Source organism: Anoxybacillus sp. UARK-01 (assembly GCF_002075365.1).
GTDB lineage: Bacteria > Bacillota > Bacilli > Bacillales > Anoxybacillaceae > Anoxybacteroides > Anoxybacteroides rupiense.
The window spans coordinates 143,472-159,317 of the sequence record NZ_NASY01000032.1 but is presented as its reverse complement, the minus strand read 5'-3'; the positions used below and the strand labels follow the sequence as shown (position 1 = coordinate 159,317).

The 15,846-nt window shown below is 42.3% G+C and carries 19 protein-coding genes; 14 read left to right on the top strand and 5 right to left on the bottom strand.

The window, feature by feature from the left end:
- Window positions 1-60 precede the first annotated feature (60 nt).
- The 3 genes from B6A27_RS07025 (at window position 61) to B6A27_RS07015 (ending at window position 3,124) form a co-directional block, all read left to right on the top strand.
- Window positions 61-1,359 (top strand): dihydrolipoamide acetyltransferase family protein, encoded by a 1,299-nt coding sequence (locus B6A27_RS07025; protein ID WP_044746647.1) that lies wholly within the window; start codon window positions 61-63, stop codon window positions 1,357-1,359.
- 4 nt (window positions 1,360-1,363) lie between these two features.
- Entirely contained in the window at window positions 1,364-2,773 is a 1,410-nt protein-coding gene (lpdA, locus tag B6A27_RS07020; protein ID WP_044746646.1) for a dihydrolipoyl dehydrogenase, read from the top strand.
- A 114-nt stretch (window positions 2,774-2,887) separates the two neighbouring features.
- Window positions 2,888-3,124 carry a hypothetical protein gene (locus B6A27_RS07015; RefSeq protein ID WP_080860954.1) on the top strand — a complete coding sequence of 79 codons (237 nt, stop codon included), beginning with the start codon at window positions 2,888-2,890 and terminating at the stop codon, window positions 3,122-3,124.
- A gap of 578 nt (window positions 3,125-3,702) precedes the next feature.
- Here the strand turns inward: B6A27_RS07015 and B6A27_RS07010 are convergent.
- Window positions 3,703-4,122, bottom strand: coding sequence for a DUF1885 family protein (locus tag B6A27_RS07010; RefSeq protein ID WP_080860952.1), 420 nt, complete (start codon window positions 4,120-4,122; stop codon window positions 3,703-3,705).
- 112 nt (window positions 4,123-4,234) lie between these two features.
- Between B6A27_RS07010 and B6A27_RS07005 the strand changes: the two genes are divergently transcribed.
- Both B6A27_RS07005 and B6A27_RS07000 read left to right on the top strand, forming a co-directional pair.
- Entirely contained in the window at window positions 4,235-4,537 is a 303-nt protein-coding gene (locus B6A27_RS07005; RefSeq protein ID WP_044746643.1) for a DUF3055 domain-containing protein, read from the top strand.
- A 151-nt stretch (window positions 4,538-4,688) separates the two neighbouring features.
- Window positions 4,689-4,811: a GapA-binding peptide SR1P gene (locus tag B6A27_RS07000; RefSeq protein ID WP_044746642.1), complete on the top strand. Its 123-nt coding sequence runs from the start codon at window positions 4,689-4,691 to the stop codon at window positions 4,809-4,811.
- Between the two features lie 258 nt (window positions 4,812-5,069).
- Here the strand turns inward: B6A27_RS07000 and B6A27_RS06995 are convergent, their stop codons facing one another.
- Window positions 5,070-6,539 (bottom strand): aminotransferase class I/II-fold pyridoxal phosphate-dependent enzyme, encoded by a 1,470-nt coding sequence (locus tag B6A27_RS06995; protein WP_044746769.1) that lies wholly within the window; start codon window positions 6,537-6,539, stop codon window positions 5,070-5,072.
- Between the two features lie 476 nt (window positions 6,540-7,015).
- Here B6A27_RS06995 and B6A27_RS06990 point away from each other — a divergent pair, with 476 nt between their 5' ends.
- The 4 genes from B6A27_RS06990 to B6A27_RS06975 all read left to right on the top strand — a co-directional run bounded on the left by B6A27_RS06990 (window position 7,016) and on the right by B6A27_RS06975 (window position 9,512).
- Complete coding sequence (locus B6A27_RS06990) at window positions 7,016-7,975, top strand: NAD(P)H-dependent flavin oxidoreductase (RefSeq protein WP_080860950.1); 960 nt, start codon at window positions 7,016-7,018, stop codon at window positions 7,973-7,975.
- A 20-nt stretch (window positions 7,976-7,995) separates the two neighbouring features.
- The gene (locus B6A27_RS06985) at window positions 7,996-8,274 is read left to right on the top strand and encodes a UPF0223 family protein (protein WP_044746768.1); all 279 of its coding nucleotides are present in this window, start codon (window positions 7,996-7,998) and stop codon (window positions 8,272-8,274) included.
- A 124-nt stretch (window positions 8,275-8,398) separates the two neighbouring features.
- Window positions 8,399-8,587, top strand: coding sequence for a hypothetical protein (locus tag B6A27_RS06980; protein ID WP_044746640.1), 189 nt, complete (start codon window positions 8,399-8,401; stop codon window positions 8,585-8,587).
- A gap of 130 nt (window positions 8,588-8,717) precedes the next feature.
- Entirely contained in the window at window positions 8,718-9,512 is a 795-nt protein-coding gene (locus B6A27_RS06975; protein ID WP_044746639.1) for an inositol monophosphatase family protein, read from the top strand.
- A 29-nt stretch (window positions 9,513-9,541) separates the two neighbouring features.
- Here B6A27_RS06975 and B6A27_RS06970 read toward each other — a convergent pair whose 3' ends face one another.
- Window positions 9,542-9,727, bottom strand: coding sequence for a DUF5325 family protein (locus B6A27_RS06970; protein WP_066147064.1), 186 nt, complete (start codon window positions 9,725-9,727; stop codon window positions 9,542-9,544).
- A gap of 119 nt (window positions 9,728-9,846) precedes the next feature.
- Between B6A27_RS06970 and typA the strand changes: the two genes are divergently transcribed.
- The 3 genes from typA to B6A27_RS06955 are packed head-to-tail and all read left to right on the top strand — an operon-like array spanning window position 9,847 to window position 12,330.
- On the top strand, window positions 9,847-11,688 hold the full coding sequence (gene typA / locus B6A27_RS06965) for a translational GTPase TypA (RefSeq protein ID WP_080860948.1): 1,842 nt from the start codon (window positions 9,847-9,849) through the stop codon (window positions 11,686-11,688).
- Window positions 11,689-11,705: 17 nt separating this feature from the next.
- Complete coding sequence (locus B6A27_RS06960; protein WP_066147068.1) at window positions 11,706-12,023, top strand: YlaH-like family protein; 318 nt, start codon at window positions 11,706-11,708, stop codon at window positions 12,021-12,023.
- A gap of 13 nt (window positions 12,024-12,036) precedes the next feature.
- Window positions 12,037-12,330, top strand: coding sequence for a hypothetical protein (locus B6A27_RS06955; protein ID WP_080860946.1), 294 nt, complete (start codon window positions 12,037-12,039; stop codon window positions 12,328-12,330).
- A gap of 220 nt (window positions 12,331-12,550) precedes the next feature.
- Here the strand turns inward: B6A27_RS06955 and B6A27_RS06950 are convergent, their stop codons facing one another.
- Window positions 12,551-12,751 carry a YlaI family protein gene (locus B6A27_RS06950; protein WP_066401576.1) on the bottom strand — a complete coding sequence of 67 codons (201 nt, stop codon included), beginning with the start codon at window positions 12,749-12,751 and terminating at the stop codon, window positions 12,551-12,553.
- A 200-nt stretch (window positions 12,752-12,951) separates the two neighbouring features.
- Here B6A27_RS06950 and B6A27_RS06945 point away from each other — a divergent pair, with 200 nt between their 5' ends.
- Window positions 12,952-13,407, top strand: coding sequence for a pyridoxamine 5'-phosphate oxidase family protein (locus B6A27_RS06945; RefSeq protein ID WP_044746633.1), 456 nt, complete (start codon window positions 12,952-12,954; stop codon window positions 13,405-13,407).
- A 29-nt stretch (window positions 13,408-13,436) separates the two neighbouring features.
- Here the strand turns inward: B6A27_RS06945 and B6A27_RS06940 are convergent, their stop codons facing one another.
- On the bottom strand, window positions 13,437-14,033 hold the full coding sequence (locus tag B6A27_RS06940) for a YhcN/YlaJ family sporulation lipoprotein (protein WP_080861011.1): 597 nt from the start codon (window positions 14,031-14,033) through the stop codon (window positions 13,437-13,439).
- 133 nt (window positions 14,034-14,166) lie between these two features.
- Between B6A27_RS06940 and B6A27_RS06935 the strand changes: the two genes are divergently transcribed.
- Window positions 14,167-15,498 carry a PhoH family protein gene (locus B6A27_RS06935; RefSeq protein WP_139788082.1) on the top strand — a complete coding sequence of 444 codons (1,332 nt, stop codon included), beginning with the start codon at window positions 14,167-14,169 and terminating at the stop codon, window positions 15,496-15,498.
- The last annotated feature ends 348 nt before the right edge of the window (window positions 15,499-15,846 follow it).

Here is a 15,846-nt window from a genome sequence, read left to right as displayed (position 1 = left end):
CGAAAGAGGAGGAAAATTCCTCCTCTAGCACATTGGAAACAATTAGGAGGTCGACAAACAGTGGCATTTGAATTTAAATTACCAGATATCGGCGAGGGCATTCATGAAGGCGAGATTGTCAAATGGTTTGTGAAGCCTGGGGATGAAGTCAACGAAGACGATGTGCTTTGTGAAGTGCAAAACGATAAAGCGGTTGTAGAAATCCCTTCTCCTGTCAAAGGAAAAGTGCTCGAAATTTTAGTAGACGAAGGAACGGTTGCAACGGTTGGTCAAACATTAATTAAATTTGACGCACCGGGGTACGAAAACTTAAAATTTAAGGGACAGGATCATGACGAACCAAAAGCAGCAGAAGAGCCAAAGCAGGAAGCTGCTCCAGCGCAGGAAGCCTCTTCAGCGGCGGCTGAAGCGGACCCGAATCGCCGCGTCATTGCGATGCCATCTGTACGGAAATACGCTCGGGAAAAAGGAATTGACATCCGTCTTGTGCAAGGGACAGGAAAAAATGGTCGTATTTTAAAAAGCGATATTGATGCATTTTTAGCGGGAGGTGCCGCAACGCCGAAAGCAGAAGCTTCTTCAACAGCTCCAGCAGAGCAATCAGAAGAAAAAGCGGCGTCAAAAGCAGCACCACAACCAGCTGTGCTTGAGGGAGAGTTCCCTGAAACACGCGAGAAAATGAGCGGTATCCGTCGCGCAATTGCTAAAGCGATGGTTAACTCTAAGCATACGGCTCCACATGTCACATTGATGGACGAAGTAGATGTGACAAAATTGGTGGCACACCGCAAGAAATTCAAAGATCTTGCAGCACAGAAAGGAATCAAACTCACATTCCTTCCTTATGTTGTAAAAGCATTAACATCGGCATTGCGTGAATTTCCAACGCTGAATACGTCGATTGATGATGCTACAGAAGAAATTGTCCACAAGCATTATTACAATATTGGCATAGCGGCTGACACAGATAAAGGCCTTCTTGTTCCTGTTGTGAAGCATGCGGATCGTAAATCAATGTTTGCAATTGCCAAAGAAATTAACGAGCTTGCAACAAAAGCGCGCGAAGGTAAGCTTCTTCCAGCTGAAATGAAAGGCGCGTCCTGCACGATTACGAATATTGGTTCTGCTGGGGGACAATGGTTCACACCGGTTATTAACCATCCGGAAGTAGCGATTTTGGGTATTGGCCGTATTTCTGAAAAACCTATCGTTCGCGATGGAGAAATTGTCATTGCTCCGGTATTAGCCTTGTCATTAAGCTTTGACCATCGCATGATTGACGGAGCAACAGCACAAAATGCATTGAACCATATTAAACGTCTGTTAAATGATCCAGAATTATTATTAATGGAGGCGTAAAACAATGGTAGTCGGTGATTTTGCAATCGAAACAGAAACTCTTGTCGTTGGCGCAGGGCCTGGTGGATATGTTGCTGCCATTCGCGCAGCTCAATTGGGCCAAAAGGTAACAATTGTTGAAAAGGCGAACCTAGGCGGTGTTTGCTTAAATGTAGGATGCATCCCATCCAAGGCTTTAATTTCAGCTGCTCATCGCTACGAAGCGGCGAAGCATTCAGAGGACATGGGAATTAAAGCGGAGAATGTCACAGTTGACTTCACAAAAGTGCAAGAATGGAAAGCTAGCGTTGTAAAAAAATTAACTGGCGGCGTTGAAGGGCTTCTAAAAGGAAATAAGGTTGAGATTGTCCGCGGCGAGGCTTATTTTGTTGATGCTAACACGGTGCGTGTGATGACAGAAAACAGCGCACAAACATATAAATTCAAAAACGCGATTATTGCGACAGGCTCTCGTCCAATTGAGCTTCCAGCATTCAAATTTTCGAAGCGCGTCCTTGATTCAACAGGGGCATTAAATCTCCCTGAAATTCCAAAATCCATGGTTGTCATCGGCGGTGGATATATCGGAACAGAATTAGGCACAGCGTATGCGAACTTTGGCACACAAGTGACGATTCTTGAAGGTGCAGATGAAATTTTATCCGGTTTTGAAAAATCAATGAGCGCCATTGTTAAACGCCGCTTGAAGAAAAAAGGTGTAGAAATCTTTACGAATGCGTTGGCAAAAGGTGTTGAGGAACGGGAAGACGGTGTAACGGTTACATTTGAAAGCAAAGGTGAAACGAAAACAATCGATGCGGACTATGTGCTTGTAACCGTTGGAAGACGTCCGAATACGGATGAACTTGGCCTAGAACAAGTAGGCATCAAAATGACAGAGCGCGGGCTCATTGAGGTTGACAAACAATGCCGCACAAGCGTTCCAAATATTTATGCGATTGGCGATATCGTTCAAGGCCCGCCGCTTGCTCATAAAGCGTCCTATGAAGGGAAAATTGCGGCAGAGGCGATTGCGGGACATCCATCTGAAATCGATTATTTAGCGATTCCTGCTGTTGTCTTCTCAGATCCTGAGTGCGCTTCTGTCGGATATTTTGAACAGCAAGCGAAGAATGAAGGAATTGAAGTTCTAACCGCTAAATTCCCATTTGCAGCAAACGGACGAGCGCTCGCATTAAACGATACGGATGGCTTTATGAAGCTTGTCGTGCGTAAAGAAGACGGTGTTGTAATCGGTGCGCAAATTGTTGGACCAAATGCCTCTGATATGATTGCTGAGCTTGGTCTTGCTATTGAAGCGGGAATGACGGCGGAAGATGTGGCTATGACGATTCATGCCCATCCAACATTAGGCGAGATTGCGATGGAAACAGCTGAAGCTGTTCTTGGCAGTCCGATTCATATTATTAAGTAAAAGCATCAAAGGATATCCCAGCAGAAGGGATGTCCTTTTTTTATCTATTGACTGCGACTAATTTTTCTTTTTGCTTCATATCGTTATGGTATAAAGAAAAAAGGGGATCGTCCAATGAAAGAATATGTTGTTTTTTTGTCGCAGATGATGATTTGGAGCAGCTTTTCACTCATTGAATGGTTGTCTGGCCGCGATCGCCCGCTGTTCCGAGGTTTGTTGCTTTGCATATTTTGGTATTTTGCTTTTTTGCTGGCGAGAAAAATGGGATTGCGCACAAAGAAAGCCATATGGATTACCTTGCTGACGGAGATTATTTATTTTAGTTGTCAGCGGCTTGTCTGGGAAGCATGATCGTTTGTAAATATAAATGGTTGTTCTGACAGAAGCCCATTGATTTCCTTGTTCTTTTAGCCGACTTACAGGCTTTCTTAATCAGATCATAGATACGACAGAAGATGGACATACAGCTGATTCGAAAGCAGAATTCCCCTTTTGGACCGTTGGAGGAAAGGAGAGGCTGAAGCTCTGTTTCATCAATAAAGAAAACGATCGCTATTTGGCTATCGTTTCATTGATAAGCGCTTTTATATTTTGCGTCACTGGCTGCGCTTGTCCGCCCGTGAACAACTTGTTGATCAAGCAATGACAAGCCAGTCTGAAGTGGAATGAATGGGGGGATCAAAATGATAGGAGACAAACATAAAAGTGTGGATGAAAATACTAAATTATCTAGCTAAACGCAGGCTTTTCTGCCTTTGTCTTCAAACAGCGAACGCAAGTGAACGAGCCAGCTGGTCTTCTGATTTGAGAAAACATGCGTAGTGGGCAAGCACATCGCTTGCCCACTACGGCACTAAGAATCAAGGGATGTCAATTAGACAATCAACATCCCTTGTACATAAAATTAAAATGAGATTTTCTCTATCATTTTATCGTTTATAAAAATACATGATGCGTCCATTAAATAAATGGAGTTCTCCTTCAAGCTTTTTGGCTAAAAATTTGCAAAATTCATTGGCCTTTCCTTTGTCTCCGTGAGTGGCTCCGTTAGGGAGGGTAATTTGAATAAAGGAACTTGCTTCTGTTTCATTTGGCTGCGTTTGACCGACAACGATGAAAATGGCTTGGTAGCGTCCATTTTTTCCTTTTAAATAAAGCCAAGAGCCGTTTTCGTTGTTCACTTCCATGATTTCATACGGAAAAGCAGCTTCTTTATATTCCCAACCTAATTGTTCTCCTGTCTTTTTTGTCATCTCTTGATATGAATCGAGCAGCTTTTTTACTTCTTCGAGCGTTACCGTCTTTTGCCGTGAAGCAGGAACGAGCTTTATGTATGCATGGGTTGACATAAATAATCACCTCTCTAATCGCATTTTAGCATTAGTAGAAAAAATTTTCTATTGATTTTTTAAATATACTGAATTATAATAAAATTCAGTATATTTAAAAGGAGGGGAGTTTATGGATTTAGTAGATAAGTTGTATGACGAACACGAACAAGTGAAGGTCCAATTTGTGGGATTTGCCACGAAGGACACACGCTATGATTTCGGAATCGTGTATACAAACTTGTTTTTTGGTAAACCGCTTGTCATTTGTATGCAAACTGGACGCTCCGCTCTCCTCGATCCAAGAGATGTAGAAAATCATGAATACTTACAGAATATTTTTCGTATTGATACAGCAAGTCAGACTGCCGATTTGGCTGATTTCTTTTCTGATCTTATTCCACCAGCACCGCTGCATCCCGAGTATGATTACTAAAACAGGAGAGAAAAAAAGCAGGCATCAATGCCTGCTTTTTTTTGTATCTTTTTTTAAAAATGTGACATACAAAATAACCATTGACACCTTTAATGTGATATATTATTATTAAATCAGTCAGTCATTAAGTCATCATAAAGGAGTTGTATGGATGGGTACAATCGTTTGTCAAACGTGCAATTCGACAATTGGACATTTTGAAGATGAAAAAGTAACAACACTTTATGGAAAATGTGCAGAATGCACACATGACAAAATAGATGACAACCAATAAGTCACGGTCAAAAGATGGGGGAAGGGTTTCAAAATAAAGAAAACGCATGCGAACGGGAGAAGCATGCGTTTTTTTGTTATAAAAAACACAGGCTGATCCATCGACTTGTGTTCTCAGGTTGTTGGCAAGTGCTTTCATTCTGCATCGATTGCCTGTCAGTTGTTTCAGACCGTTTGATATCGAAAAATATTGAAACGGCTGGATCTAAAAAAATAGTAGACAAAGTAAATCTCTACTTTGTCTACCACATGGTACTTTTTATAGGGATTGAACCTCTTTAATCACGCGCAATGTCTGCAGTGTATCATCTTCAGGCCCTTGCACCGGTAATCCTACTTCTAAATTCTTTTTAATGTAGGCTAAATTTTCTTCTGTAATAATTTCTCCAGGAATAAAAATGGGAATGCCTGGAGGATAAACCATCACAAATTCAGCGATAATTCTTCCAGCTGATTTTTCGAACGGTACGACTTCTGTGTCTGAATAAAACGCGTCGCGCGGCGTAAAAGCGAGAGAAGGAATATCCGGCAGCAATACTTTCGGTTTGATTCCTTTATCTGCTTGATGGCGAAACTCCTCTGATAAATGACGAAGAGCCGTTATCAAAATGTCTGCTTCCTTCTCCGTGTCTCCAGGTGTGATAATACATAGAATATTGTATAAATCAGATAACTCTACTTCGATATTATACATTTGGCGCAGCCAGTTTTCGACGTCATAACCGGTTAGCCCAAGCTCTTTAACAGAAATAATTAATTTGGTTGGATCATAATCGTATGTTGCGGTTGTGCCTAAAATTTCTTTTCCTACACAGTACAAATGAGGAATTTGATTAATTTGCTCCCGGATCATTTCAGCCAGCTGAATGGCTTTTTCAGCAAGCTCTCGTCCCTCTGTGGCTAAGCGTTTGCGTGCGACATCTAAAGAAGCGAGCAGCAAATAGGACGTAGAGGTCGTCGTGAGCATACTTAAAATCGCTTGAACACGTTTAGCGGATACAAGCCCTTCGCGGACATTTAAAATAGAGCTTTGCGTCATCGAGCCGCCGAGCTTGTGGACACTTGTTGCTGCCATATCCGCTCCCGCTTGCATGGCCGACATCGGCAATCTTTCATGAAAATGAATATGCACGCCATGCGCCTCGTCAACAAGAACGGGAACATGATAGGCGTGGGCGATGTCCACAATTTTTTTCAGATCGCCAGCAATGCCAAAATAAGTAGGGTTTATCACGAGTACTCCTTTTGCATCAGGATGCTGCCTTAAGGCACTTTCTACCGATTCTGGTGTAACTCCATGCGAAATGCCAAGCTCTTTATCAACCTCAGGATGAATGAAAATCGGAGTTGCTCCAGAAAAAACGATCGCGGACATCACCGATTTATGCACATTGCGAGGAACAATGATTTTATCACCAGGACCTGCTACGGACATCACCATTGTCATAATTGCCCCGCTTGTTCCTTGTACAGAAAAAAACGTATAATCAGCACCAAAGGCCTCAGCTGCTAATTCTTGGGCGTGTTTAATGATGCCTTTTGGCTGGTGCAAATCATCTAACGGTCCAATATTAATTAAGTCAATTGCTAATGCGTTTTCGCCGATAAAATGGCGAAATTGAGGATCCATTCCTGCTCCTTTTTTATGGCCGGGAATGTGAAATTGGATCGGATTTTTTTTCATATGTTCTAGCAGTCCGGTAAATAACGGCGTTTCATACTGTGACAATTCTTCCTCACACCTCTTTTTGCATAAAAATAAAACAAATGCATTATAGCACTTATTTATTTGTTTGCAAAGAATCATTTTTGACAAATCAGCCACCTTTTTTCTATAGGATTTTTGTCGCTTGCATCATGGCGTTTTTTCTCATGTATATAAGTAAAGGGTGATATGCATGCAGTCTAAAAATCTCTAGAGAGTCAACGGTCAGTCACGCCTTGGCATGATCAATTCAGCATGTGATTGATAAATAACAAACAGATAAACAGGAAAATCGCCAGCTTATCAAGAAAGATAGTATACTTAATATGAAAAATGCTTTTTGCATTTATAGGCTTTAGCGATCAGGACAGGCTGGTGATGGCTTGCGTTCATGCTAAAAGGAGGGCCGCAAATGCCTTTTTGTCGCTAGGACTATGATGAAAAAGGAGAAGAACTGGCTGCAATGAATGAACAGCCTTATCAAATGAGGAGGGAACAAGATGGGTTGGAAAACAAGAGTGACAGAACTGCTAGGGATTCAGTATCCAATTATACAAGGAGGATTGGCGTATTTGGCTTATGCTGACCTAGCGGCTGCCGTTTCTAATGCTGGAGGCTTAGGGCAGATTACGGCGATGTCTCTGCCGTCTCCGGATGCTTTGCGCGCTGAGATTAAAAAAGTCAAAGAAAAAACCGATCGGCCGTTTGGAGTGAATTTTGCGATTGGACAGCATGGACGGCCATTTTCGCATATGCTGGAGGCGGCCATTGAGGAGCAGGTACCGGTTATATCGGTTACAGGCGGAAACCCTGCTCCATTTTTCGAACAGCTAAAGGGAGTGAATGTGAAAAAGCTAGTGCTTGTTGCGGCTGTGCGGCAGGCGGTCAAAGCGGAAGAATTGGGCGCTGATGCAGTGATGGTGGTTGGGCAAGAAGGAGGCGGCCATTTAGGAAAATATGATATAGGAACCTTTGTATTGATTCCAAAAGTCGTCGATTCTGTATCGATTCCAGTGATTGCCTCAGGAGGAATTGGAGATGGCCGAGGGCTCATGGCTGCGTTAGCTCTTGGCGCAGAAGGGATTGAGATGGGCACGCGCTTCATTGCGACACAAGAATGTATCCACGCCCATCCATTGTATAAAGAAATGCTTGTTAAGGGATCAGAAAGTGATACAGTTGTTATTAAACGTAGCTTAGGCGCTCCTGGACGGGCCATTGCCAATGAGTGGACGGAAAAAATTTTACAGATTGAGCAGCAAGGCGGAACATATGAGCAATTGAAAACATACATAAGCGGAGAAGCCAATCGCCGATTTATTTATGACGGAAAAACGAGTGAGGGGTTTGCGTGGGCAGGACAAGTAATGGGGCTGATTCATGATGTTCCGACTGTGGCAGAGCTGTTGGAGCGGATGATTCGGGAAGCGGAACAAATTCGCAACAAATGGACAAACTAACAGCGGAGGTGAAAAAGATCGTGGATTACTCATACCCATTTTCTTATGATTGGACAACGCAAGAGGTTATTGATGTGATTAAATTTTTTGAAGCGATTGAAACCGCATACGAACGGGGAATAGAGCGGGAACAATTCATGAGCCTGTACCGTCGATTTAAAGAAATTGTCCCGAGCAAAAGCGAGGAAAAAAAGCTTTGTGATGAGTTTGAAAAGGCGAGCGGGTATTCGTCTTATCAAGTGGTTAAAAAAGCAAAGGAAGCCAAAAATGGCGACTGGATTCAAGGAAATGAAAAATAATTAGACGAATACACAAATTTGTTGCATAGCCCCCTTTCTTGACATAAATATATATAAACAACAACTATCAGAAAATTTCGTTATTTGGGTCGAGAATGGACAAAAGAAAGGGGGACTGGTGTGAATGAAAAAAACAGTCAATTCATTAAAACGGTCGGATGGCGAAAGACGAATGGCGGTATTGCGCCTTGAACTTGATTATGAATTAGCGACTCTTTATGAGGCGATGGTGGAAAATGATGAAGAAAAAAAACAGGAATGCAAAAGAAAATTAGAGAGACTGCGCCAAGAGTTTATGCGTCTTCAATTATAAAAAGACAATCATATGGCGAACCACGCACGATGCGGTTCGTTTTTTCTTGCTGAATATACCAAATTGCACTATTCTAATTTATATTTGTACATACAAGCTTATGATTATTTTTTTGTTTAGGAGGAGTAAAATGAGCACAAATTGGGAGCATATCGACAAGTGCGCTAAGGAATGGATAAAAGAAGCAGGTGAACGCATTCATCAAGCCTTTCGGAAAACGCTAACGATTGAAACGAAATCAAGCCGCAGCGACTTAGTTACGAATGTGGACAAAGAAGTTGAGCAATTTTTTATTGAACGAATCAGACAAACCTTTCCTTCCCATCGCGTCTTGGGAGAAGAGGGATTTGGCGATTGTATATCCGCGCTTGATGGCATAGTTTGGATTATTGACCCGATCGATGGAACGATGAACTTTATTCATCAACGCCGCAATTTTGCGATTTCCATTGGCATTTTTGCAGATGGTATAGGGATGCTTGGATATGTGTATGATGTTGTGCATGATGAGCTATATTATGCTCAAAAAGGCAAGGGCGCTTTTTTAAACGATCAGCCGCTGCCAGTGTTGCAACCTGTATCCATTCCAGAAGCGATTATTTGCTTAAATGCATCTTGGATTATTGAAAATAAACAAGTCGATCCGAAACAATTGGCCCGGCTTGTACAAGAAGTCAGAGGAACGCGCTCATATGGTTCCGCTGCGTTAGAAATGGCCTATATTGCTGCGGGGCGTCTTGATGCCTATTTGACAATGAGGCTATCGCCATGGGATTTTGCCGGCGGTCTTGTCATTGTTAAAGAGGTGGGCGGGCTTGTGACGAATATAGATGGTGAACCGCTGGATCTTCTCGGTCCGAGTTCTGTATTTGTATCGAAGCCAGGGCTCCATCGTGAGATTTTGCAGCAATACATCCGGAAATGAAACCGGGACAAGCTGTTGTTTGTCCCGGTTTATAATGTTCCCTTTTGCCGCTTTCGTTTTTTCACAGCAAATCCAGTCCCCATGATGATGATAAAGATAAGGAATGAAATAATGATACCGATCACGCTTTGTTCAGCGATAAAAATGCCAATAGCCATAATGGAGGAAGCTGCTAAGATTGCAAACAGCAAAAAGATCGGCTGAAACGATTTCATGAAAATCTCCCTTCTTCATTATCTTTTCTCTTCTTTATTCAGTCTACACGAAAATATTCCGCTTTTCTATGATCTTTATGATATAATAAACGAGCAATTTACACATAGGAGTGAAAAAGGTGAAACGGCGAGAAGATTTGCGAAATATTGCTATTATTGCCCATGTTGACCATGGCAAAACGACGTTGGTGGATCAGCTATTGCGCCAGTCAGGAACCTTCCGCGCAAATGAACAGGTGCAGGAACGGGCATTGGATCGTAATGATTTAGAAAGAGAACGCGGGATTACTATTTTGGCTAAAAATACAGCGATTCATTATAAAGATACACGTATTAATATTTTGGACACCCCGGGACATGCGGATTTTGGCGGAGAAGTCGAACGGATTATGCGCATGGTTGACGGTGTTCTGCTTGTTGTCGATGCATATGAAGGCTGCATGCCACAGACTCGCTTTGTGTTGAAAAAGGCGCTCGAACAGCAGCTGACACCGATTGTTGTTGTCAATAAAATCGACCGTGAATTTGCTCGGCCGGAAGAAGTGGTTGATGAAGTCATTGATTTATTCATTGAACTTGGCGCATCGGAGGAACAGCTGGACTTTCCGGTTGTGTACGCCTCTGCTTTAAATGGAACTGCCAGCCTTGATCCGGACAAGCAGGAAGCGGATATGTCGGTATTGTTTGAAACCATTATTGAACACATACCAGCTCCTATCGATAATCGGAACGAGCCTTTGCAGTTTCAAGTAGCGTTGCTTGATTACAATGATTATGTAGGAAGAATCGGAATTGGCCGAGTGTTTCGCGGTTCAATTAAAATGGGGCAGCAAGTGGCCTTAATGAAGCTCGATGGTACGGTGAAGACGTTTCGGGTGACGAAGCTATTCGGTTTTATTGGATTAAAACGAATAGAAATCACCGAAGCAGAAGCAGGAGATATTATTGCTGTATCAGGGATGGAGGATATTAATGTGGGAGAGACGGTCTGCCCTGTCGAGCATCAGGAGGCGTTGCCGGCACTGCATATTGATGAGCCGACATTACAAATGACTTTTTTAGTCAATAATAGCCCATTTGCCGGAAGAGAAGGAAAGCACGTCACGGCCCGAAAAATTGAAGAGCGCCTTCGAATGCAATTGGAAACAGACGTTAGTCTGAGAGTAGAAAATACAGATTCTCCTGACGCTTGGATTGTCTCAGGAAGAGGAGAGCTCCACCTATCCATTTTAATTGAAAATATGAGGCGGGAAGGCTTTGAATTGCAAGTATCGAAGCCAGAGGTTATTATGAAGGAAATGGATGGAACGCTGTCTGAGCCAATAGAGCGGGTACAAATTGATATCCCTGAGGAATATACAGGAGCGATTATAGAATCGCTTGGCATGCGTAAAGGGGAGATGGCGGATATGATTCATAACGAAAATGGGCAGGTCCGTTTGATTTTTATGGTTCCGGCTCGCGGTTTAATCGGCTATCGAACCGAATTTATGTCCTTAACTCGAGGATACGGAATTTTAAATCACTCATTTGATCATTATGCTCCTGTACAAAAAGGATTGGTCGGCGGACGGAGACAAGGTGTCCTGATTTCAATGGAGACAGGTAAAGCGACATCGTACGGCATTATGCAGGTCGAGGATCGGGGAACGATCTTTGTCGAGCCGGGAACAGAAGTGTATGAAGGCATGATTGTTGGCGAGCATACGCGCGAGAATGATTTAGTCGTCAATATCTGCAAAGCAAAGCACGCAACCAACATTCGTTCATCTACGAAAGAGCAGACGGTGACCATGAAAAAACCGCGGCTGATGACGCTTGAAGAAGCACTCGAGTACTTAAATGATGATGAATATTGTGAAATAACGCCAAAATCCATTCGTTTACGGAAGAAAATTTTAGATAAAAACGAACGGGAGAAGCTGGCCAAGAAAAAGAAAGCAGCCGAGCAAGCAAGATAAAAAAAGGGGGGAGAAGGATGAATGTGATGGAGCGGCTTTCCTTTTTTGCTTCGTTATATCAGGTGCATGACAATCCCGAACGGGGAATGTGGCTTCTTTATATCACGGTTTTTATTTTATCGGCTATTGTTTATCGTCTTGGTTTTGCTAAACAGCTTCCTTTGTTAAAAAACGTCATTATTTATGTTCTGCTTGCGCTCGGCTGTACCATTTTAACATTTTTCGCTGTCTTTTTGCCGATTGCTGAAGGACTGGTGATAGCGGCCATTGTATTGATTATTTATAAGATTCGCTTGCGTCAGTCGCAGCAGCAAAAAATGAATGCCGGTGAGTAGGAGCGGTAAAATCATGAAATCATTACAAGATGCCCTGTACAATTGGTTGACGATTCAAGTGGTGGCGGATGCCCGGCCTGAAGACCATGCTGCACAAGACACGGCACAACTTTTTAAAAATATATTAAAGATTGACTTTCAAATCGAAAAGGTAGCTTTTGTAAAAGAAGAAGAAATGTACATTGTGAGTTACCAAAAAGGCGGAAAAGAGCAAGCCACACGGTTTCCGGTCGAATTCATTGAAGGGATGCTTGAGCAAATTCAAAGCGAGCCCGAAAAATATACGAACTATCCTAAGGATAGATGAGAACGGACGCTTTATATGATCCGAGCAGAGAAAACGGATCGTCCGTCATCGGTTTCCGTCGTAAGCCATGCTTCTTGTGTTTTTAGTCTGCTTCAACGCATGCATTGGATTTATAGCCCAGTTATAAAGTAGAATCCGCATTTCTTGACGGTCGAGGAAGAGACGATAATGAACTTTTGTTTTAGCGAAATAACAAAAAAGCACCGGCATCCGGTGCTTTTTACCATTCATCATGTGATTCTGATGAACGATAGATGCGGAATTTTCCTGTCGCAAGCCGCGCTTTTGTTTTTTCCGCAATCCGTTCGTGGCATTGTTCGCACATATATGTATGAATTGGACGGTTGCGCAGCCGTTTGGCAAGCAGGGATTCATCATCAATGGTATCCATTTGCTCACAGAGAACACATTTAACTCTCATCATCCACCTCGTTAGTTCAAGTCAGTCTTTTATTTGCATATCATCGGTAGGGAACGCAGTTGCGCAACAGAGAGGCTTTAATCCAAGCCATATTCCGATGCTTATCTTCGCGCTTTTATTTTCATTATATCATTTCTCTTTTCCTTTTTGGAGAAAATGGGTATGATTAAAACATAATGAACATTTGGGAGGAATTTTTCATGGCAAATGCAGTAGAGAAAAAGCTAATTGAACCGCTGTTTCAAGCACTGCAAAAGGAACGATTTGTCACGCTTGCGACAATCGATCACGAAACAGGAGGCCCGAATGTGAGTTCAATTTCTTGGATTTTCGCGCCGGACGAAGAGCGTCTTTATTTTGCTGTTGATAATCGTTCACGGATTGTGAAAAATATCCAGAAAAATCCTCTTGTTGTTGTAAATGTTATCGCGAATGAATCGACTTATGCCATCAGCGGCCGAGCGAGCATTAAAGCCGAGAAAATGGAAGGAGTGCCTCTGAAGCTTGCATTAGTGGAGTTGGATATTGTGGAAGTGCGCGATGTTATGTTTTATGGCTCAAAAATCTCGGTGGAGCCGAAGTATGAAAAAACCTATGATGCGCAGGCTGCTGCCAAGTTGGATAATCAAGTGATGACAGCGCTACGGAATGCATAAAAAAGAGCTTAGCCAATTTCGGCTAGGCTCTATTTGTTTAAGTAATGGTTCGATTGCTTATCCTGACGCTGATTGAGCTGTTTTTCCTCCTGCTTGTTTAACTCGGAGTCATTTGTATTAGTCGGTGAAGGATTTTTCGTTTGCAATAAATCGCTTGGAATTTCTGGCATTACCCGACCTACAATAGCAGCAATTTCGTTCATAAAAGCTTGTACAGGCCGTCCATTGTCGACTTGGCGGACGATATTTTTTAATCGTGCATATAAATCGGGATCAGCAATAATAATCGAATTGGCCCCGTAAGGATCTTTTTGCAAAGCTTCAGCCACCGAATACTTAATTGTACCGACGCGTGAAGTATCCATATTATCATTAATATCGATCCCTACAATCGCATATTTTCCGACGATGAGAGCTGTTGCATCATTCACATTCGGAACGCGGTCTGCTAAATCGGCTAAATGATGGGCAATTTGCTGGCCGGATTTATTTTCAATCTTTTCATTCGTTGTATTTTTCACATGAACAAAGGAGCGATTTGGTATTTCTTGTTTGTCATTACTCATGCTGCATCCCATCAGAACAAAAAAAGGAAGGATAACGCTGAAAAAAGAGCGAGCATTCATCATTTAAGCACCTCTAATGTTTTTAACTTTATTTTGTGAATCACCTTCTATCTTTATACATTGGCTCATAGTATATAACATCAATCCCGTCCAAAAAAATTTAACCAATATAATGAAATGGGGGCGTGGAAATTTGGGGAATAAAATATATGTACTTGATACTAACGTACTTTTGCAAGATCCTTACTCCATTTTTTCATTTGAAGACAATGAAGTGGTCATTCCTGCTGTTGTGTTAGAAGAAGTGGATTCAAAAAAGCGATATATGGATGAGGTTGGGAGAAATGCGCGGCAAGTATCGAAACTGATTGACCGCTTGCGAGAAAATGGAAAGCTGCATGAAAAAATTTTACTTGATAATGGAGGAGTGCTGCGTATTGAATTGAATCATCGCTCCTTTCATCAATTGCAAGAAATCTTCGTTGAAAAAACGAATGATAATCGTATTTTAGCGGTTGCGAAAAATTTATCTCTTGAAGAGCAAACAAAAGAAAATGGGCGTTTAGTGATTTTAGTAAGTAAAGATGCGCTTGTTCGCGTGAAAGCGGATGCCATTGGATTGCAGGCAGAGGATTTTTTGAGCGATCGTGTGGTTGATATCGATCACATTTATACAGGCTTTCTTGAACTGTATATCAGCATGGACCATTTAAAACGATTTTATGAAAAGGGCGAAATTGTTCTTTCGGAAATCGCCAACCATCCATTTTATCCAAACCAGTTTATTATTATCAAAGATGCGCTTGGCAGCTCAGCATCGGCTATTGGCATTGTTGATCACTCCGGAAAAAAAGTGAAGAAGCTGCTTTTCCATTATGATCATGTGTGGGGGATTCGTCCGCGCAATGTTCAGCAAACGATGGCATTTGAACTGCTCATGCGCAAGGATGTTTCGCTTGTCACTCTTATTGGCAAGGCTGGAACAGGAAAAACGCTCCTTGCATTAGCAGCCGGATTGATGCAGACAGAAGATTTGGGAACATATAAGAAACTGCTTGTAGCAAGACCAATTGTTCCGGTTGGCAAGGATATCGGATTTTTGCCGGGAGAAAAGCAAGAAAAATTGAGGCCGTGGATGCAGCCGATTTTTGATAACCTTGAATATTTATTTAACACAAAAAAGCCTGGAGAGCTTGATGCGATTTTAGCCGGCATGAGCTCCATTGAAGTGGAAGCACTCACGTATATACGCGGCCGCAGCTTGCCTGAGCAGTTTATTATTATTGATGAAGCGCAAAATCTAACAAAGCATGAGGTGAAAACAATCCTTACGCGCGTTGGTGAGAAAAGCAAAATTATTTTAATGGGCGATCCAGAGCAAATTGACCATCCATATTTAGATGAATACAACAATGGGTTAACATATGTCGTGGAAAAATTTAAAGAGCAAAAGATTGCTGGTCATGTTCGCTTAATCAAAGGGGAACGTTCTGGATTAGCGCAGCTTGCCGCTGATTTACTATGATATAAATACTTCATAAAATCACAAGTGCTGCTTATTCATTGTTTTACTAAAAACTGCTGATTGTCCTAGTTCAATCCCCAGCTTTTTCTGCCTCTTCTCCCGAACAGGAACCCCAGCAGGCAACGGAATGGCCCGCAAAGCGTTCGTTGTTCATAAAGGGCTTGCCGGCTTCGGCAGAAAAGCTAGGAAGCAGCGAGTGATATCCCTTCGTTTTTACTGGGGCATCAACACAAATCTAAAATCCATTCACTTATGTCCTTATGCTGGATAAAGGATGGTAGACAAATTCAAAATGGACTTTGTCTACCATCGCAGCTGTCCGTCAGCAACGGACAGCTGCGATGGCCG